A 17,590-nucleotide genomic window follows, 5' to 3' on the forward strand; every position below is an offset into this window, starting at 1 on the left:
TCAGCGCTCCTGCGGGGTGGGCGTGGTCGCGGCCGGTTGCGGCTCGAACACGGTGACGTACTGCGTGATGCCGGGCGTGACCGGCCGCATCTGCAGCTGGCGCGTGGCGAGCTGCTGCACGCGCGCCGGCGTGGCCTGCGCGCGTTTCAGCACCTGCAGCTGCTCATGCTCGACGTCGAGCTTGCGCGACTGCGCCTGCGAGCGGTCCAGCGCGGCGTAGAGCCGACGCGACTCGTACTGCGTGTGCACGAGGTAAAAGGCGCTCGCCACCACGGCCAGCAACAGGACCAGGTTCAAGCGGATCATGCCGGGGCCTCCGTGCGCTCGGCCACGCGCATGACGGCGCTGCGCGAGCGCGGATTGCCCCTGACTTCCTCGTCCGACGGCATGACGCGGCGCACGCCGCGCAGCGCCATGGGCGCAGGCTCGGCGAACGGCACCCGCCGGTCCACCACAGCACGCGAATGGCGCGCCATGAACTGCTTGACCATGCGGTCTTCCAGCGAATGGAAGCTGATCACCACCAGTTGTCCTCCCGGGCGCAACACCTGCAGGCTGGCCTCTAGCGCTTGTTGCAGCTCTTCAAGCTCGGCGTTGATGAAAATCCGAAAAGCCTGAAATGTGCGCGTTGCAGGGTCCTTGCCCGGCTCGCGGGTTTTGACCGCGCCAGCCACGACTTCGGCCAGCTCGCCGGTGGTTCGAAAAGGGCCCCGTTCCTGTCGGCGACGATCAATCGCCTTTGCAATCGATTGAGCAAACCGTTCTTCGCCATAGTCACGAATGACCTCCGACAGGGTTGAGACATCGGCCGTCTCCAGCCACTGCGCCACGCTCTGGCCGCGCGTGGTGTCCATGCGCATGTCCAGCGGTCCGTCGTGACGAAAAGAAAAACCCCGTTCGGGGTCGTCGATCTGCGGGGAGCTCACGCCCAGATCCATCAATACCCCGTCCGCGCTCGCCGCCCCCAGCTCGCCCAGGTGCCTGAACCCCTCGTGGCGAATGACCAGCCGGCCATCGCTGGCCGACAGGGCCTGCGCCGCCTGCACCGCCAGGGGATCTTTGTCGAAGACGGTCAGCCGTCCCTTGCGGGACAACTGCTCGAGGATGGCGCGCGAATGGCCGCCGCGCCCGAAGGTCGCGTCGACATAGTGCCCGTCCGGGTTGATGGCCAGTGCCTGCACAGCCTCGTTCAACAGGACGGTTTGATGGGTCCATGCGCCTTGCACCATCGCCCTTAGAAAGAGAAGTCCTTGAAGACATCGGGCATCTCGGCCTTCATGGCCTCTGCTTCCTGCGCCGCATAGACCTGTGCGTCCCACAGCTCGAAGTGGGCCCCCATGCCGAGCAGGACCACGTCCTTGCTGATGCCCGCGCCCGCGCGCAATTCGGGCGAGACCAGCACGCGACCCGTGCCATCCATGTCCACATCCATCGCGTTGCCCAGGAAGATGCGCTTCCACCACTGGGCCTGCATCGGCAGCGCCGCGATGCGATCGCGGAACTGCTCCCAGGCGCTGCGGGGGAATACCATCAGACAACCGTGGGGGTGCTTGGTGATCGTGAGTGCCGCGCCCAGGGCGTCACGGTGCCGGGTCGGCATGGACAGCCGCCCCTTGGCATCGAGACTGAGAGAAGAAGCACCCTGAAACACCGCGCTCAATCCTTGAAAGACACTTTTCACCACTTAATTGCACTTTTTTCCACTGTAGCAGGAAATGTGGTGCGCGCAACCGCGTGGCTACAGATTTTTGCAATGAAATCAACCACTTAGGACACATTTAGAAGCTATATCGCGTTCAAAAATGCAGCAAAAGCAAGCACTTACAACATGCACTGCATGTGATGCTTGAAAACCCTGTTGCAGGCAGGACTGTATGAACGATCAGGTGGGAGGAGATGGGCGGCGCGGTATCTGCGGCAGGCGCAGGCGGGCCGCCAAGGCCGCCGGCGACCGCCGACGGCCTGGCGCGGACATCAGAGGATGTAACGCGAGAGGTCTTCGTTCTGGCTGAGTTCGGCCAGGCGCCCGTTGACAAGGGCGGCATCGATGGTGATGGTCTGGCCCTGCAGGCGCGTCGCGTCGAAGCTCACTTCGTCGAGCAGGTGCTCCATCACCGTGGCCAGCCTGCGCGCACCGATGTTCTCGGTGCGCTCGTTGACATCGCAGGCGATCTGCGCCAGGCGGCGGATGCCATCGGGCGCGAACACCAGCGTCACGCCCTCCGTGGACAGCAGCGCCTGGTATTGGCGCACCAGCGAAGCATGCGTCTGCGTCAGGATCGCCTCGAAATCATCGACCGAGAGCGATTGCAGCTCGACGCGAATGGGAAAGCGCCCCTGCAGTTCGGGGATCAGGTCGCTCGGTTTGGCCAGGTGGAAGGCGCCGCTGGCAATGAAGAGGATGTGGTCGGTCTTGACGACGCCGTACTTGGTGGACACGGTCGTGCCCTCCACCAGGGGCAGCAGGTCGCGCTGCACACCCTGGCGCGACACCTCGGCGCTGCCCGCGTCGCTGCGCGAGGTGACCTTGTCGATCTCGTCGATGAACACGATGCCGTTCTGCTCGGCGTTGTGCAGCGCGCGCGTCTTGATCTCTTCCTCGTTGACCAGCTTGGCGGCCTCCTCGTCGATCAACAGCTTCATGGCCTCGCCGATCTTGAGCTTGCGCGTCTGGCGCTTGCCCGCACCGATCTGGCTGAACATGCCGCGCAACTGCTCGGCCATTTCCTCCATGCCCGCCGGACCCATGATCTCCATGGCCGGGCGCGGCTCCGCGAGATCAATCTCGATCTCCCGGTCATCAAGCTGGCCCTCGCGCAGCTTCTTGCGGAAGTTCTGGCGCGCAGTGCTTTCGGGCGTGGCCACGACCGCGGCCGACGGTTCGGCGGCCATGGCGCGCGGCGGCGGAATGAGGATGTCGAGGATGCGGTCTTCCGCGGCGTCTTCGGCGCGCACGCGCTGCTTGCGCATCTCCACCTCGCGCGTCTGCTTGACCGCGACCTCCGCGAGGTCGCGGATGATGCTGTCCACGTCCTTGCCCACGTAGCCCACCTCGGTGAACTTGGTGGCCTCGACCTTGATGAAAGGCGCATCGGCCAGCCGCGCCAGACGGCGCGCAATCTCGGTCTTGCCCACGCCGGTGGGACCGATCATGAGGATGTTCTTGGGTGTGATCTCGGGCCGCAGCTTTTCATCGACCTGCTGGCGGCGCCAGCGGTTGCGCAAGGCAATGGCGACAGCGCGTTTGGCGCCGTTCTGGCCAATGATGAAGCGATCCAGCTCGGAAACGATTTCCTGGGGGGTCATCGATGACATGTGTCGGGCTCAGTCCAGGGTTTCGACCGTGTGGTTCATGTTCGTGTAGATGCACAGATCGCCCGCGATCGCGAGCGACTGGCGCACGATCTGCTCCGCGCCCAGATCGGTGTGATCGAGCAGGGCTTTGGCGGCCGCCTGTGCATAGGCCCCACCCGAGCCGATGGCAACGATGCCGTGTTCGGGTTCGAGCACATCACCATTGCCGGTGATGATCAGCGAGGCGCTCTGGTCGGCCACGGCCAGCATGGCCTCCAGACGGCGCAGCACGCGGTCGGTGCGCCAGTCGCGCGTGAGTTCGATCGCCGCGCGCGCCAGGTGACCCTGGTGCTTCTCGAGTTTGGCTTCAAAGCGCTCGAACAGCGTGAACGCGTCGGCGGTGGCGCCGGCAAATCCCGCCAGCACCTTGTCGTGATACAGCTTGCGCACCTTGCGCGCGGTGCCCTTGACGACGATGTGGCCCAGGGTAACCTGGCCGTCGCCGCCGATGGCGACCTGCATACCCTGCGGCGTCTGTCGGCGCACGCAGACGATGGTGGTTCCGTGAAATGATTCCATGGGGGAGGACTTGGGGTCTGAAAGACCGATTGCAACCGCACCGGGTGCGCCGTCGCCGCAGGAAGACCTCAGTCGACGCGCACCACGACCTTGGCGTATTCGGTGATGCCGATGACGTTGAAGAAGGCAGAAACCAGCCGGTGGGCATCCACGAACTGCACCGTTCGCCCTTCGGCGTGGTGGCCCGATACCCAGTTCAACAGCGTACCGGCGGCGGAGAAGTCGACCCGGATCAGGTTGCGGCACGAAATGATGAGCACGTCGGCGCCCTTGAGGCGGCGCTCCAGTGCCTCCAGCGTGGTCTGCGGGTCGCCGCGGATCTCGCCCGAGAGCTCGACGAGGCCGAGCTGGTTGAATTCGCTGGGCTCGCTGTCCAGTTGCGACTCGCCACCCGGGTACACGGAGGGCACCTGCTCCAGCACCGACTCGCCCAGCACCGACTGCCCCGCTTCACCGGGTTTGTCACTCGACTGCGAGGCGTAGTGGCCACGGGGTTTTTCCCACCCGGGCGGTGACACCTCGTAGGTCACGCAGAAGTCCAGCGCGGTGAGCTCAAATTCATCGGGCCGGTTCATCACCCGCAGCACGGCCATGCGCAGCTCCCACCAGAGTTGCTCGACATCGCGCCGTCCCGAAGGCGTCTGGCGCTTGAGCAGCTCCCTGAACGAACTGGCGCCCAGAAAGCGCAACTCGCTCTCCTGGTCACCCCAGAGCGTGAAGATGCCCAGCAGCGCGCGCGCCGCCTTGAGGTCCATGCTCTCCAGAGGCGTCCAGTCCAGTACCCAGGGCTGCGGCGCACGCAGGAGCACGTTCTGCAAGGTCCCGACGGCATGCGCATCGAGCTCGGGCTCACTGACCCAGACCGCCTTGCTCGGGCCGGTGGATGGCGTGAAGACCTTGCCCGTCATGTTGGAGACGATCTCCGGCATGTCGTACCACTGGGGCGCGGAACGGTTGAACCGGTTGACGAAATCGACCGCACGGCTCTCGAAGGGGGCAAGTTGCCCGGTGGCGCGATAGAGGTCGAACAAGGCCAGCCAGTCTTCCTGCTGCCCGGCCTTCGAGCCCCCATCGCCCAGCACCTCCAGCAAGCCCTGCTCCGCCCCTGCATCGTCGCCATTGGCAAACCGGATCGCGGCCTCCTCGACCTCTGGATCCTGGGCGATCTCCTGCACGTCGAGCGCAAAGAAGTGCGAGGCCGAGAAGGCAGGACCACCTGTGCCACCAGTGCCGCGCGATTCGCCGGATGAAGTGGGCGCCATCAGGCCGGTGCGTGCCACGGACGGCGCCGCTGCCACGGGCGCGGGCGCCTGCGGCGATGCCACTTCACGCTCGCGAGATGGGTTCCAGGTCTTGTTCAAGGCAGCCGGTGCGGAACTGGCAGCCGGAATGTTCAACACGGGCTCGTTCAGCGAAGGCGCTGCCGGGGGGGTGGTCGCTGCCGGGTTGGGCAGGGGACTCGGTTCGGTTTCATCGTACTGTGCCTTGCGCTGCCGCACGGCGGCATCCGGCACGGCAGGGGTCAAAGGCCCCTGCTTCGACTTGAGTGGCGCACCACCCACCGTGTGCGCCGCGGTGTTCAGACCCGAGCCGGTACTGACGAGTGAGTCCGGCCCCTTGGTCTTCCACCACTGCATCGACATCTGGGCTTCGATTTCGTCGATCTTCTTCAGCGTCTCGGCGCGGTCGTCCGGTTTGGACGGCAGGCTGCTCTGGAAGAACGAGGGTCGCATCCCCGGCCCTTCGACACCCGTGCCCTCGCGGCTGCGGATCTTGCGCAACATGTCGAACTCGCGCTTGCGCACGAAGTCGTTGCGCCGCTTGCGCTCGATCATCTCCTTGAGCGCGGCCTTGCTGTATTCGCTCTCGCGGTCGGCCGACCGCGTGTCCAGGTCCGCCCAGCTGGTGGTCGGATGGCGCACGAACTTCACCACCTTGGACAGAAAGCCGCCGTTGGAATCGTCCTTGGACATGGGGAATCGGTACCGGAATGAAAGCGTAGGTGAAGAGGCGGAAACTCAGTCCCCGAACATTTTCTGCTTGAGCTCCCGGCGCTGCTGGGCTTCCAGCGAGAGACTGGCCGTGGGGCGCGCCATCAGGCGACCCACACCGATGGGTTCACCGGTTTCTTCGCAGTAGCCGTAGTCACCGGCATCGATGCGGGCAATTGCCTGCTCGATCTTCTTGAGCAGCTTTCGTTCCCGATCGCGGGTGCGCAGTTCAAGCGCGTGTTCTTCCTCGATGGTCGCGCGGTCAGCCGGATCGGGCACGACCACGGTGTCCTCACGCAGGTGCTCGGTGGTCTCGCCGGCATTGGCCAGCATATCGTCCTTGAGCTGCGTGAGCTTGCGGCGGAAGTACGCCAGCTGCAGGTCGCTCATGTACTCGCTGTCGGGCATGGCCTGCACATCCTGATCGGTGAGTTGATCGACCGGCAGGGTCTTCCAGTTGTTGGCGCGCTTGGGATCCTTCTGGATCGATGAGGGCACGGGAGGGGTCATGACGGCACGTTCATTCATATGGGAAAAGGTCGCTTTGGCAGCGTCCGGAGCATGGGTGGGAACCACCTCGGCCTGCGTCATCTGCTCCATCATGACCTTTTTGGCCGCGCGTTTGCCCAGGGGACGTGGCGTGGGCTCTATCACCACCGGCGCCGGCGTGGCCGCGCGCTGGGGGTTGCTGGCAGTCTTTGAAGCAGGGGCCGCAGCAGGTGCAGCCTTGGAAACCGAAGGGGTCACAGGGGAGGCAGCCGCTTTGGCAGCAGGCTGTTTCTTGGTGTTGGTGGCGGTCCTGGCCGCCGATTTGACTGCAGGTTTGGCCGCCTTGGTCGTTGCTGCGGTCTTGACCGGAGTCTTTTTGGCCGGTGGGCGTGCGGCCGCCTTGCTGGCAGCGGTCTTGGCAACCACCGCCTTCTTGTTCACCGGTTTGGCGGCCGCCTTGGTCTTGGGGGCTGGCTTGGCCGTCGCCTGGGTTCTGGCGGGCGATTTGACCGGCGAGCTGGCGGCTTTTTTTGCCACAGGCTTGGCCTTGGCAGCGGTTTTGGCGACCGGTTTCGGCGTTACAGCCTTCTTTGCCACCGGCGCGCGTGCCTTGGCCCCCGCCGCGGCAGGTTTGCCTTTTTTCGCTGTCCTGGTAGCCGGGGCTTTCACAACGGGTCTCCTCTCAGTGACTGACGCAGCGGGATCCGGGAGGGCTTGCTGCTGCGGGCTCCACCCGGGAAGCGCTGCGCCGGATCGCCGGATGCAACGTTATACCCTCATTGCCGGATGGCATTCGGCGCTGATCGACCAGTGCCTGTGGCACCGACCGGCCGGCCAACTTGGGCCGCGATTGTAACGACCCACCCCGACGCTGCCCGCATTCCGGCAGCGCGCCGACGCCCGGTCGTTGGAGAAGCGAGACAAACAACACGGTGGGGTCAGACCAGGCTCTGATCCAGGCCCTGCACCAGGATGTCCCTGGGCAGGTCGATGCCAATGAACACCATCTTGCTGACACGGGGTTCGCCTTCGGCCCAGGCGGGCCCGAGGTCGCTGCCCATGAGCTGGTGCACGCCCTGGAAGATCACCTTGCGCTCGGTGCCCTGCATGTGCAGGACGCCCTTGTAGCGCAGCATGCGCGGGCCGTAGACCTGCACGATCGCGCCCAGGAAGTCTTCCAGCTTCTCGGGACTGAAAGGACGATCAGCACGGTAGACGAAGCTCTTCACGTCGTCGTCGTGATGGTGGTGGTGGCCGGGCCCGCCATGGTCGTGGCGGTGCGACGGGTGGTCGCAGTGCTCGCCATGTTCATGGTCATGGTGTTCATGCCCATGGTCGTGGTCGTCGGCCTTGAGGAAATCGGGGTCGATGTCGAGCTTGGCGTTGAGGTTGAAACCGCGCAGGTCGAACACCTCCTTGAGCGCCACCTCGCCGAAATGCACTGGACGCATCGGCGCGCGCGGGTTCATGTGCTTGAGGCGATGGGTCAAAGCGTCGAGATCCTCACCGCCGACCAGATCGGCCTTGCTGATGAAGATCTGGTCGGCGAACCCCACCTGGCGCCGCGCCTCCTGACGCTCGTTGAGCTGCTCGGCCGCGTGTTTCGCGTCCACCAGCGTGAGGATGGAGTCCAGCAGGTACTGCTCGGCGATTTCGTCGTCCATGAAGAAGGTCTGAGCCACCGGGCCGGGGTCGGCCAGGCCGGTGGTCTCGATCACCACGCGCTCGAAGTCGAGTTCGCCTTTGCGCTTCTTTTGCGCCAGGTCCTGCAGAGTGGCGCGCAGGTCGTCGCGGATGGTGCAGCAGATGCAGCCGTTGCTCATCTGGATGATGTTCTCCGTGGTGTCGGCGACCAGGATTTCGTTGTCGATGTTCTCCTCGCCGAACTCGTTCTCCACCACGGCGATCTTCTGCCCATGCGCCTCACTGAGCACGCGTTTGAGCAAAGTGGTTTTTCCAGAGCCCAGGAAGCCGGTGAGGATGGTGGCGGGAATGAGTGACATGGCGGGCGCGAACAGGGAATGAGGGGACGAAAAAGGCAACCCGGGAGTGTATGCCACCCGCATGGTTTTCGCCCTGATCCAGGACATGCAAAAAGAAGGCCGGGCAAGGCCCGGCCATCGCGCGCGCCGGTACCGGGCTTCAGGGGCGCAGGTACACGTAGCCTTCGCGCGCCTGCAGCCGCGCCACCTCGGCCACCCCGGAGGGCACCACGGAGGCTTCGAGCACCACCTTCGACGGGTCGATGTTGCGCGCCACCAGGGTGTTGTTGCAGACGCGGAATTCCACGCCCTTGGCGGCCAGGTCACCGATCGAGCCCGAGAACGGCTGCTTCGAGGTCGTCACCGCGCCGTCGAGCAGGAAATCGATGCCGGCGCCATGGGTCACGACAACGATCCTCGCTGTCGGGTCGGCCGCCAGGTGGTTGCGGATGTTGCCGATGGCGCGCGTGGCCTGGCCGATGCCGTCGCTCAGGTGATAGACCACCTTGATCGCCGGCTGTGCCAGGGCCTGGGCCTGGGCTTGCAGCGAACCCGCGAGCACGGCGCAGAACAGCAGGGTCTTGAGGAAGTCGAGAAACTTGGGCATGGGGTGTCTCCGGAAGGCAGCGGGCGTGACGGGGGTGGTCGGGAATCGCACAATCCTACCCTTGGCATCCCGCCAGGGTGGCCCGCAGGGTCAGGGCGTGGACGGCTGGCCCGGTGCGGGCGGCTGCGGGTCGGGCGCCTGCCCGGCGCGCGCCTGGGCGCGCGGGTGCGCCGCGTCGTACACCTGGGCCAGGTGCTGGAAATCCAGGCGGGTGTAGACCTGCGTCGTGCTGATGCTGGCATGGCCGAGCAGTTCCTGCACCGCGCGCAGGTCGCCGCTGGATTGCAGCACGTGGCTGGCGAACGAATGCCGCAGCATGTGCGGATGCACCGGCGTGGCCAGCCCGGCCTGCTGCGAGCGGCGCCTGAGCCGCACCCGGATGTGCTGCGGCGTGAGCCGCTGGCCGCGCGAGCCGATGAACAGGGCCGGGTCATCGCCGGCCCAGGCTGCCCGCTGCACCAGCCACGCGGCCAGGGCCGCCAGCGCCTGGCGACCCACCGGCACGCTGCGGCGCTTGGATCCCTTGCCCAGCACGTGCGCGCTGCCGTCCTGCGTGTCGATCCAGCCCCGCGCAACGCCGCTCGCGGCCACGTCCAGACCCACCAGTTCGCCAATGCGCAGACCGCAGCCATACAGCAGCTCGGTGATGCAGGCGTCGCGCGCCTCCAGCGCGGGGGCGTCGGCACTGTCGTGGTGCGACGCCAGCCGCACCGCGTCGTCCACCCCCAGCGCCTTGGGCAGCGGCTTGCCGGCCTTGGGCGCTCGCACGTCCTGCACCGGATTGTGGTCGATCAGGCCCTGGCGCCCCAGCCACACATAGAAGCCGCGCCAGCCCGAGAGGATGAGCGCGATGCCGCGCGCGCTGCGACCACCGCCATGCATCTGCGCGACCCAGCGGCGGATGTGTGTGTTTTGCACCGCCGTCAGTGCCACGCCAGCTTCGCGCGCCAGCGCGGCCAACTTGTCCAGGTCGAGCGTGTAGAGCGCGACGGTGCGCTCGGCCAGCCGTTTCTCCACCCGCACATGGCCCAGGTAGGCCTGCACCAGCGCGTCGTCGTCGGCGCTGGCCGGGGCGTTCACTGGAGTACCTTCGCCCTGCGGGCTGCGGTGCGAGCTTGCTTGGGAACGGCCCGGCGCTGTGCTCATGCGCGCGAGCCCCGAGTGACGCGTCTGGGGGTCATGGCCTCAGGCGGGAGAGTGCGGCGCTGGTGAGTTCACCAATGCTCTCCAGGAAATCGGTGCCCATGTCGGAAGCGAAGCGCTGGGTGTCCGACGAGGCCAGCACCAGCAGACCGAAGGCCTGCGGCGCCATGCCCACGCGAAGCGGGATCAGTGCCAGCGAGGCGGCACTGGCGGGGTCGTCCAGCCATTGCGCCGCTTCCAGCCCGGGGTTGGCGCCGCAGTACGGCCGGGTGAGCGAGGAAGCAAAGGCCTGCACGTCCTCGCTGGCGCCCTGGGCAAAAGCCTCGGTGGTGAATTCGGGCGCCACGTCCCACACCCGGATCGCCACTTGCGGCACCATGAACTGTTCGGTGATCGCGCGCACCGCCACCGCAGGCAGGTCGCGCGCCTCGCGCGCGAGCAACAGCTCGCGCGTCCAGCGCTGCAGCTTGTCGGCGATCGCGGTGTTTTCGTGGCCGTGGCGGATCATCTCCGCGCCCTTGAGCTCCAGGCCGCGAATTTTCTCGCGCAGCATTTCGGCCTGGCGCTCCTGCAGGCTCACCGCGCGCTGGCCGTGCGGGCTCGTCAGCTGCACCGCCGCCAGCAGGCTGGCGTGGCGCTCGAAGAAATCGGGCGTGTTGGCCAGGTAGTTGGCGATGTCGTCTTCGGTGATGGGGGGGATGTTGTTGGCGTTCATGACTGGAATGTAGGGCCATCAGGCGAGATCGGGAACCTCGATCTCGCCATCGAAGACCGTGGTGGCCGGGCCGGTCATGAAGACCGGGCGGTCGTGTTGGGGGCTGTCCTGCCACTCGATGGTGAGCATGCCACCGTGTGTGAGCACATCCACACGCTCGTCGAGCAGGCCCAGGCGGACGCCCGCGACGACCGCCGCGCAGGCGCCGGTGCCGCAGGCCAGCGTCTCGCCCGCGCCGCGCTCGTACACGCGCAGCCGCACCTCGCCGCGGTTCACGACCTGCATGAAACCGGCGTTCACGCGCCGGGGGAAGCGCTCGTGCGATTCGATCCAGGGGCCCCAGGACGGCACGGGCGCGGCCTGCACGTCGTCCACCAGCAGCACCGCGTGCGGGTTGCCCATGGACAGCACGGCCACCGGCACGTCGCCCGCATAAGGCAGGGCCAGCGGCCAGCGCTCGAAACGCCCCATGGGTTCGGGCACCAGGCCGTCGGCCTTGAACGGCACGCGCGGGAGTTCGAACACAGGCGCGCCCATGTCCACGGTGACGCGGCCATCTGGGTGCATGCGCAGCTCCAGCTCGCCATTGGTCACCTTCACGCGCAACGGGTTGCGCGTGCTCAGGCCCTTGTCGTGCACATAGCGCACGAAACAGCGTGCGCCATTGCCGCAATGCTCGACCTGGCCGCCGTCGGCGTTGTGGATCACGTACTCGAAGTCCAGCCCCGGGCCGGGCGACGACCGCACGCTCAGGATCTGATCGGCGCCGATGCCGAAATGGCGGTCGGCCAGAAAGCGGTACTGGGCCGAGCTCAGACCCAGACGGCCCTGCGTCTCGTCGAGCACCACGAAGTCGTTGCCCGCGCCCTGCATCTTGGTGAAGCGGATGTGCATGAGGCGGATTATCCGTCCATGCCCGACCGCGCACCGGACTGGCGCAGCGCACCGCGATGGCGGGTCTGGCGCGCGCGGTCCGCCGCCTGCGCACAATCGCGGTGCGCTTTTGTATGCAATTTGCAACTTTGGCAGGCGAAGCGTGCGGATCCGGCCTGGCACGGCTTATGCAAACAGGCGGGGCATGAACGACCCCGCCCCGACGCCCGCCGGCATCGAACTCATCGCGCTGACCAAGCAGTACGCCGCCGGCAGCGTGGCCGTGGACGGCATCAACCTGCGCATCGCCAGCGGCAGCTACTGCTGCCTGCTCGGGCCCTCGGGCTGCGGCAAGAGCACGACGCTGCGGATGATCGCGGGCCACGAGAGCACCACCAGCGGCGACATCCTGCTGGAGAACCGCAACATCACCCATCTGCCGGCCGCCGGACGCGGCACGGCCATGATGTTCCAGAGCTTCGCGCTGTTCCCGCACCTCTCGGCGCTGGACAACGTGGCCTTCAGCCTGAAGATGAAGGGCGTGGACAAGGCGGCACGCCACCGACAGGCCCAGGACCTGCTGGAACGCGTGGCCATGGGCCATCTGGCCCAGCGCAAGCCCGGCGAACTCTCGGGCGGACAACAACAGCGCGTGGCGCTGGCGCGCGCCCTCATCACGCAACCGCGCGTGCTGCTGCTGGACGAGCCGATGTCCGCACTCGATCCGTTCCTGCGCGTGCAGATGCGCGCCGAACTGCGCCGCTGGCAGAAGGAACTGGGCCTGACCTTCATCCATGTCACGCACTCGCAGGAGGAGGCGATGGCCCTGGCCGACACCATGGTGGTGATGAACCAGGGCCGCATCGAGCAGGTGGGCTCGCCGCACGAGGTCTACAACCGCCCGGCCAGCGAGTTCGTGGCGCGCTTCATGGGTGGCCACAACGTGCTCGAGACCACGCAGGGCAAGGTGGCGGTGCGCAACGACCACATCCACCTCGCCCCGCTGACCGACGGCGACAGCGGCTGGCCCGCCACCGTGCACGACGTCGAATACCAGGGCAGCTACGTGCTGCTCGGCCTGCACCTGAGCGAAGGCCACGAAGGCGAGACCGTCTCCGTGATGCTGCCCGAGGCCCGGTTCGCCCAGCGCCCCTATGCACCGGGCGACCAGGTCAGCCTGACGTGGTCCGCCTGGCAGGCCCACACCTTTCCGCCCACCCTGGCCGCCTGAGGCGCACCCCGGGTTTTCTTCACCCCTTCCCACCACCCGCACCGCAGGAGATTCGCCATGTCCCGACCCGAACACGAGCCCAACACCCCCGCCACGACCGGCCTGAGCCGGCGCAGCCTGCTGCAGGGCACGGCCGGCATGGCCGGCATCCTCGCCAGCGGCCTGGCGCCCGCCGTGCACGCGCAGGACAAGATCGTGCTGCGCTACCTGGGCACCGCCGTGAACCAGGACAAGGCCATTGCCGAGAAGTTCAAGGCCGACACCGGCATCGAGATCCAGTACGTGGCCGTGACCACCGACGACGTGACCAAGCGCGCCGTGACCGCACCCAACAGCTTCGACCTGATCGACACCGAGTACTTCTCGCTCAAGAAGATCGTGCCCACTGGCAACCTCAAGGGCATCGACACGAAGAAGATCAAGAACGCCGACAAGATCACGCCGCTGTTCACCACCGGCACCGTGGCCGGCAAGGCCGTGGGCGACCAGGGCACCGCCCCCAAGAAGGTGATCTTCCTCGAAGGCGAGAAGAGCAAGAAGTTCGCGACGGCGCCGACGCAGTTCATGTCGCTGATCCCCACCGTCTACAACGCCGACACGCTGGGCATCCGGCCCGACCTGATCAAGCGCCCCATCGAGAGCTGGGCCGAATTGCTCAACCCGGAGTTCAAGGGCAAGGCCGCGATCCTGAACATCCCGTCCATCGGCATCATGGACGCCGCCATGGTGGTGGAGGCCAAGGGCATCCACAAGTACAAGGACAAAGGCAACATGAGCAAGGCCGAGATCGACCTGACGATCAAGACCCTGATCGAGGCCAAGAAGGCCGGCCAGTTCCGTGCGCTGTGGAAGGACTTCAACGAGTCGGTGAACCTGATGGCCTCGGGCGAGGTGGTGATCCAGTCGATGTGGAGCCCGGCCGTGACCGCCGTGCGCACCAAGGGCATCGCCTGCAACTTCCAGCCACTGAAAGAGGGATACCGCGCCTGGGCCGCCGGCTTCGGTCTGCCCGCCACGCTCAGCGGCCGCAAGCTCGACGGCGCCTACGAGTTCATCAACTGGTTCCTTGACGGCTGGGCCGGCGCCTACCTGAACCGCCAGGGCTACTACAGCGCCGTGCTCGACACCGCCAAGGCCAAGATGGAAGCCTACGAATGGGCCTACTGGATGGAGGGCAAGCCCGCGTCACAGGACATCAAGAGCCCCAACGGCGACGTGCTGGCCAAGGCCGGCAGCGTGCGCGACGGCGGCAGCTACGAAGCGCGCATGGGCGGCATCGCCTGCTGGAACGCGGTCATGGACGAGAACGAGTACATGGTCCGCAAGTGGAACGAGTTCGTGGCGGCCTGACCATGAGCCACAGCACCACGAACCCCGTCAAGACCGTGCAGGCCTGGTGGCAGGCCGCGCCGTTCACGCTGGTGTTCGTGGTGTTCTTCGTGATCCCGCTGGCGCTCACGCTGATGGTGAGCTTCTGGGACTTCAACGAATACGAACTCATCCCGGCCTTCACGCTGCGCAACTACGCGGCCATCTTCGAGGGCTGCTCCACCCTCACCGACCACGGCGACTTCTGCGTCTCGCTCTCCACCTACCTGTCCACGCTCAAGTTCTGCCTGCTAGTCTGGGGCATCACCCTGGTGGTGGGTTTCGCGGTGGCGTACTTCCTGGCCTTCCATGTGCGTTCGCCCGGCATGCAGACGCTGCTGTTCGTGCTGTGCACCGTGCCGTTCTGGACGTCCAACGTCATCCGCATGATCTCCTGGGTGCCACTGCTTGGCCGCAATGGCCTGGTGAACCAGACCCTTACCGGTCTGGGCGTGGTCGACGAGCCAGTGGAGTGGCTGCTGTTTTCCGACTTCTCGGTCGTGCTGGCCTTCGTGCACCTCTACACCATGTTCATGATCGTGCCCATCTTCAACAGCATGATGCGCATCGACCGCAGCCTGCTCGAAGCCGCCAGTGACAGTGGCGCCAGCAGCTGGCAGACGCTGTGGAACGTGATCGTTCCGCTGTGCAAGACCGGCATCATCATCGGTTCCATCTTCGTCATCACCATCGTCATGGGCGACTTCGTCACCATCGGCGTGATGGGCGGCCAGCAGATCGCCTCGGTGGGCAAGATCATCCAGGTGCAGACCAGCTACCTGCAGTTCCCGCTGGCCGCGGCCAACGCGGTGATCCTGCTGGCCATCGTGCTGATGATCATCTGGGGCCTGACCCGGCTCGTGGACATCCGCAAGGAACTCTGAAAATGGCCGCGCCCCGCATCGTCGAACCCCGCGCGCCCGGCTTCTGGCCGCTGGCCATCGTCTTCGCGCTGTTCGTGCTGTTCATGTACGGCCCGATGTTCGTCATTTTCATCCTGAGTTTCCAGGGCCCGGAAGGCGGGCTGACGTTCCCGCTGCGCGGGCTGTCCCTGCACTGGTTCGGCAAGCTGGCCGAAGGCCTGGGCACGGTGGACATTGGCGCGGCCTTTCTGCGCTCGCTCATGCTCGGGGGCGTGGTGATGGCCTTCACCGTGGTGCTCTCGGTGCTCGCGGGCCTGGCCTTCCGCAAGCCGCTGCGCGGCGGCAACGCCCTCTTCTACATGACGGTGGCCAGCCTGATCATGCCTTCCATCATCGTCTCGCTCGGCATCGGCCTGCAGTTCCGCCTGCTCGATGGTGGCATCAAGTGGCTGCTGGAAGCGGTGGGGGCCACGGGCACGCTGGAGAACTACGGCACCGCGCTCGGCCTCATGACCTCGGCACTGGGCGCGCACCTCACCTGGACGCTACCGTTCGGCCTGCTGATCATGTTCGCCGTGTTCAACCGCTTCAACCCGGCATACGAAGAGGCCGCGCGCGACCTCGGTGCGACACCCTGGCAGGGCTTCCGCCATGTCGTGCTGCCGCTGATCGGCCCGTCGGTGGTGGGCATCGGCATGTTCGGCTTCACGTTGAGCTGGGACGAGATCGCGCGCACCTCACAGGCCATTGGCGACGTGAACACGCTGCCGCTCGAATTGCAGGGCCTCACCTCCACCGTCACCACCCCGGCCATCTACGCGCTGGGCACCGTGACGACCGTGGTCTCGCTGCTGGTGATGGGTGTGGCCGTGTCGCTCGCCCTGTGGCTGGGCCGGCGCCAGAAGAGGGGCAGGCCCGCATGACGTCCCGGCTGCGCCAACGAACCGCATCCCCGAACGAAGACGCCGCTCCCACCGGCATCGACAGCACCATCTACGAGCGCGTGGTCTCAGCCATCCTCGACCACCGCCTGCCTCCGGGCACCAAGCTGGTGGAAGACCGGCTGGCCAGCGCTTTCGGTGTCTCGCGCACACTCATCCGGCCGGTGCTGGTGCGCCTGGCCAACGAACAGGTGGTCACGCTCACGCCAAACCGGGGCGCCACCATCGCGCAACCGAGCGAGCAGGAAGCGCGCGAGGTGTTCGAGGTGCGCCGCCTGATCGAGTCGCGCCTTGTGGAGCGCTTCGTGGGCCGCGCCACGCGCGAGGACATTCAGTTGCTGACCCGTTGCATCCGCGACGAGGAAGCCGCGCGCGAGGCCGGCGATATGCGCCGCGCCATCCGCCTCTCGGGCGACTTCCACCTGCACATCGCCGAATGCGCCGGCCAGCTGACCATGGGCCGCATCCTGCGCGAGATGGTCTCGCGCACCTCGCTCATCCTCATGACCTACAGCAGCAGCCACCTGCAGGCACGGCGCGAAGCCACGGCCTGCGGCTGCGAGGAGCACCGCGCGCTGCTGGCCGCCATCAAGCTGCGCGACGCGCGCGAGGCCGCGCGCCTGATGCGCGAACACCTTGAACGGCTCGAAGCCCAGCTCGACTTTGCACCTCCCACCGGGCAGGCCCCCGACCTCGAACGCCTGTTCGCCCCGCTGGCCTGAGCAGCCCACGGTCCATGCGGCACCTGCTGGTCATCAACCCCAACACCTCGGTCGGCGTCAGCTCGCTGCTGCAGACCCACGTGCAGCAGGCCGCCGGCCTGCACGTGAAGGTGCGCACGGTCACCGCGCGCTTTGGCTCGCCCTACATCGCCGACGAGGCCAGCTACGCCGTGGCCGCCCACGCCGCGCTCGATGCCTGGGCACACGACCTGGCAACCCAGGAACCCGCGCCCGATGCGGTGCTGATCGGCTGCTTTGGCGACCCCGGCCTGATGGCACTGCGCGAGAGCAGCCCGGTGCCGGTGACCGGCCTGGCCGAGGCCGCCTTCGTCGAAGCCGCGCGCCATGGGCGCTACGCCATCGTGACCGGCGGCGAGCGCTGGGGGCCCATGCTGCAGCGCCTGGCGCAGGCCCTCGGCCAGGCCCAGCAGCTCGCCGGCATCCACACCGTGGCGCCCACCGGCGCGCAGCTCGCGGCCGACCCGGTGGCCGCGCGCGCCCTGCTCGCCCAGGCCTGCCGCGACGCCTCGCGCCAGCTGGGTGTGCAGGCCGTCATCCTCGGCGGCGCGGGCCTGGCCGGCATGGCCGCCGCGGTGCAGGCCGAGGTGCCGCTGCCGGTGATCGACAGCGTGCTGGCCGGCGCGCACTGGGCGCTGCGCAGCGCACCCCTGCCACCGGAGCGAGACCGGCCGGGCTTCGATGTGGCGTGGCAGGGCCTCTCGCCCGACATGACGGCGCTGGGGGAGCGCTAAGCACCCCCTGCGCCGCTTCGCGGCTTCCCCCTCTCTCTCG

18 protein-coding genes are annotated in these 17,590 nt (G+C 66.8%); 6 read left to right on the forward strand and 12 right to left on the reverse strand.

Annotation, left to right across the window (positions count from 1 at the left end; genetic code table 11):
- The 12 genes from ftsL to dapF all read right to left on the reverse strand — a co-directional run bounded on the left by ftsL (position 1) and on the right by dapF (position 11,694).
- The gene (gene ftsL / locus AB7P10_RS03445) at positions 1–306 is read right to left on the reverse strand and encodes a cell division protein FtsL (RefSeq protein WP_428292440.1); all 306 of its coding nucleotides are present in this window, start codon (positions 304–306) and stop codon (positions 1–3) included.
- Complete coding sequence (gene rsmH / locus AB7P10_RS03450) at positions 303–1,229, reverse strand: 16S rRNA (cytosine(1402)-N(4))-methyltransferase RsmH (RefSeq protein ID WP_428292441.1); 927 nt, start codon at positions 1,227–1,229, stop codon at positions 303–305. The genes ftsL and rsmH overlap by 4 nt, the downstream gene beginning before the upstream one ends.
- Before the next feature lie 5 nt (positions 1,230–1,234).
- Entirely contained in the window at positions 1,235–1,651 is a 417-nt protein-coding gene (mraZ, locus tag AB7P10_RS03455) for a division/cell wall cluster transcriptional repressor MraZ (RefSeq protein ID WP_428292523.1), read from the reverse strand.
- A 323-nt stretch (positions 1,652–1,974) separates the two neighbouring features.
- Complete coding sequence (hslU, locus tag AB7P10_RS03460; RefSeq protein WP_428292442.1) at positions 1,975–3,315, reverse strand: ATP-dependent protease ATPase subunit HslU; 1,341 nt, start codon at positions 3,313–3,315, stop codon at positions 1,975–1,977.
- Between the two features lie 9 nt (positions 3,316–3,324).
- Positions 3,325–3,873 carry an ATP-dependent protease subunit HslV gene (hslV, locus tag AB7P10_RS03465; protein ID WP_428292443.1) on the reverse strand — a complete coding sequence of 183 codons (549 nt, stop codon included), beginning with the start codon at positions 3,871–3,873 and terminating at the stop codon, positions 3,325–3,327.
- A gap of 68 nt (positions 3,874–3,941) precedes the next feature.
- Positions 3,942–5,846, reverse strand: a complete 1,905-nt coding sequence (locus tag AB7P10_RS03470) for an STAS domain-containing protein (protein ID WP_428292444.1) — start codon at positions 5,844–5,846, stop codon at positions 3,942–3,944.
- Positions 5,847–5,891: 45 nt separating this feature from the next.
- Entirely contained in the window at positions 5,892–6,950 is a 1,059-nt protein-coding gene (gene dksA, locus AB7P10_RS03475) for an RNA polymerase-binding protein DksA (RefSeq protein ID WP_428292445.1), read from the reverse strand.
- 341 nt (positions 6,951–7,291) lie between these two features.
- Positions 7,292–8,356 carry a CobW family GTP-binding protein gene (locus AB7P10_RS03480; protein WP_428292446.1) on the reverse strand — a complete coding sequence of 355 codons (1,065 nt, stop codon included), beginning with the start codon at positions 8,354–8,356 and terminating at the stop codon, positions 7,292–7,294.
- A gap of 139 nt (positions 8,357–8,495) precedes the next feature.
- Positions 8,496–8,942: a DsrE family protein gene (locus AB7P10_RS03485; protein WP_428292447.1), complete on the reverse strand. Its 447-nt coding sequence runs from the start codon at positions 8,940–8,942 to the stop codon at positions 8,496–8,498.
- Positions 8,943–9,032: 90 nt separating this feature from the next.
- Complete coding sequence (locus AB7P10_RS03490) at positions 9,033–10,088, reverse strand: tyrosine recombinase XerC (RefSeq protein WP_428292448.1); 1,056 nt, start codon at positions 10,086–10,088, stop codon at positions 9,033–9,035.
- Positions 10,089–10,119: 31 nt separating this feature from the next.
- On the reverse strand, positions 10,120–10,800 hold the full coding sequence (locus tag AB7P10_RS03495; protein ID WP_428292449.1) for a DUF484 family protein: 681 nt from the start codon (positions 10,798–10,800) through the stop codon (positions 10,120–10,122).
- A gap of 18 nt (positions 10,801–10,818) precedes the next feature.
- A complete protein-coding gene (dapF, locus tag AB7P10_RS03500) occupies positions 10,819–11,694 on the reverse strand; it encodes a diaminopimelate epimerase (protein ID WP_428292450.1) in 876 nt (291 codons plus the stop codon).
- Positions 11,695–11,878: 184 nt separating this feature from the next.
- Here dapF and AB7P10_RS03505 point away from each other — a divergent pair, with 184 nt between their 5' ends.
- The 6 genes from AB7P10_RS03505 to AB7P10_RS03530 are packed head-to-tail and all read left to right on the forward strand — an operon-like array spanning position 11,879 to position 17,550.
- Positions 11,879–12,904 carry an ABC transporter ATP-binding protein gene (locus AB7P10_RS03505; RefSeq protein ID WP_428292451.1) on the forward strand — a complete coding sequence of 342 codons (1,026 nt, stop codon included), beginning with the start codon at positions 11,879–11,881 and terminating at the stop codon, positions 12,902–12,904.
- A 57-nt stretch (positions 12,905–12,961) separates the two neighbouring features.
- The gene (locus AB7P10_RS03510) at positions 12,962–14,254 is read left to right on the forward strand and encodes an ABC transporter substrate-binding protein (RefSeq protein ID WP_428292452.1); all 1,293 of its coding nucleotides are present in this window, start codon (positions 12,962–12,964) and stop codon (positions 14,252–14,254) included.
- 2 nt (positions 14,255–14,256) lie between these two features.
- Positions 14,257–15,156, forward strand: coding sequence for an ABC transporter permease (locus AB7P10_RS03515; protein ID WP_428292453.1), 900 nt, complete (start codon positions 14,257–14,259; stop codon positions 15,154–15,156).
- Positions 15,157–15,158: 2 nt separating this feature from the next.
- Positions 15,159–16,058 (forward strand): ABC transporter permease, encoded by a 900-nt coding sequence (locus AB7P10_RS03520; protein WP_428292454.1) that lies wholly within the window; start codon positions 15,159–15,161, stop codon positions 16,056–16,058.
- Positions 16,055–16,798, forward strand: a complete 744-nt coding sequence (locus AB7P10_RS03525; RefSeq protein WP_428292455.1) for a GntR family transcriptional regulator — start codon at positions 16,055–16,057, stop codon at positions 16,796–16,798. The genes AB7P10_RS03520 and AB7P10_RS03525 overlap by 4 nt, the downstream gene beginning before the upstream one ends.
- Before the next feature lie 14 nt (positions 16,799–16,812).
- The gene (locus AB7P10_RS03530) at positions 16,813–17,550 is read left to right on the forward strand and encodes an aspartate/glutamate racemase family protein (RefSeq protein ID WP_428292456.1); all 738 of its coding nucleotides are present in this window, start codon (positions 16,813–16,815) and stop codon (positions 17,548–17,550) included.
- The last annotated feature ends 40 nt before the right edge of the window (positions 17,551–17,590 follow it).

This window comes from Hydrogenophaga sp., assembly GCF_050182545.1.
In the GTDB taxonomy this organism is placed as follows: domain Bacteria; phylum Pseudomonadota; class Gammaproteobacteria; order Burkholderiales; family Burkholderiaceae_C; genus Hydrogenophaga.

What these genes read in the sequence shown, in the direction of transcription:
- ftsL (WP_428292440.1), bottom strand. Translation starts at nt 306, where the DNA reads ATGATCCGCTTGAACCTGGTCCTGTTGCTGGCCGTGGTGGCGAGCGCC.
- rsmH (WP_428292441.1), bottom strand. Translation starts at nt 1,229, where the DNA reads ATGGTGCAAGGCGCATGGACCCATCAAACCGTCCTGTTGAACGAGGCT.
- hslU (WP_428292442.1), bottom strand. Translation starts at nt 3,315, where the DNA reads ATGTCATCGATGACCCCCCAGGAAATCGTTTCCGAGCTGGATCGCTTC.
- hslV (WP_428292443.1), bottom strand. Translation starts at nt 3,873, where the DNA reads ATGGAATCATTTCACGGAACCACCATCGTCTGCGTGCGCCGACAGACG.
- AB7P10_RS03470 (WP_428292444.1), bottom strand. Translation starts at nt 5,846, where the DNA reads ATGTCCAAGGACGATTCCAACGGCGGCTTTCTGTCCAAGGTGGTGAAG.
- AB7P10_RS03480 (WP_428292446.1), bottom strand. Translation starts at nt 8,356, where the DNA reads ATGTCACTCATTCCCGCCACCATCCTCACCGGCTTCCTGGGCTCTGGA.
- AB7P10_RS03485 (WP_428292447.1), bottom strand. Translation starts at nt 8,942, where the DNA reads ATGCCCAAGTTTCTCGACTTCCTCAAGACCCTGCTGTTCTGCGCCGTG.
- AB7P10_RS03490 (WP_428292448.1), bottom strand. Translation starts at nt 10,088, where the DNA reads ATGAGCACAGCGCCGGGCCGTTCCCAAGCAAGCTCGCACCGCAGCCCG.
- AB7P10_RS03495 (WP_428292449.1), bottom strand. Translation starts at nt 10,800, where the DNA reads ATGAACGCCAACAACATCCCCCCCATCACCGAAGACGACATCGCCAAC.
- dapF (WP_428292450.1), bottom strand. Translation starts at nt 11,694, where the DNA reads ATGCACATCCGCTTCACCAAGATGCAGGGCGCGGGCAACGACTTCGTG.
- AB7P10_RS03505 (WP_428292451.1), top strand. Translation starts at nt 11,879, where the DNA reads ATGAACGACCCCGCCCCGACGCCCGCCGGCATCGAACTCATCGCGCTG.
- AB7P10_RS03510 (WP_428292452.1), top strand. Translation starts at nt 12,962, where the DNA reads ATGTCCCGACCCGAACACGAGCCCAACACCCCCGCCACGACCGGCCTG.
- AB7P10_RS03515 (WP_428292453.1), top strand. Translation starts at nt 14,257, where the DNA reads ATGAGCCACAGCACCACGAACCCCGTCAAGACCGTGCAGGCCTGGTGG.
- AB7P10_RS03520 (WP_428292454.1), top strand. Translation starts at nt 15,159, where the DNA reads ATGGCCGCGCCCCGCATCGTCGAACCCCGCGCGCCCGGCTTCTGGCCG.
- AB7P10_RS03525 (WP_428292455.1), top strand. Translation starts at nt 16,055, where the DNA reads ATGACGTCCCGGCTGCGCCAACGAACCGCATCCCCGAACGAAGACGCC.
- AB7P10_RS03530 (WP_428292456.1), top strand. Translation starts at nt 16,813, where the DNA reads ATGCGGCACCTGCTGGTCATCAACCCCAACACCTCGGTCGGCGTCAGC.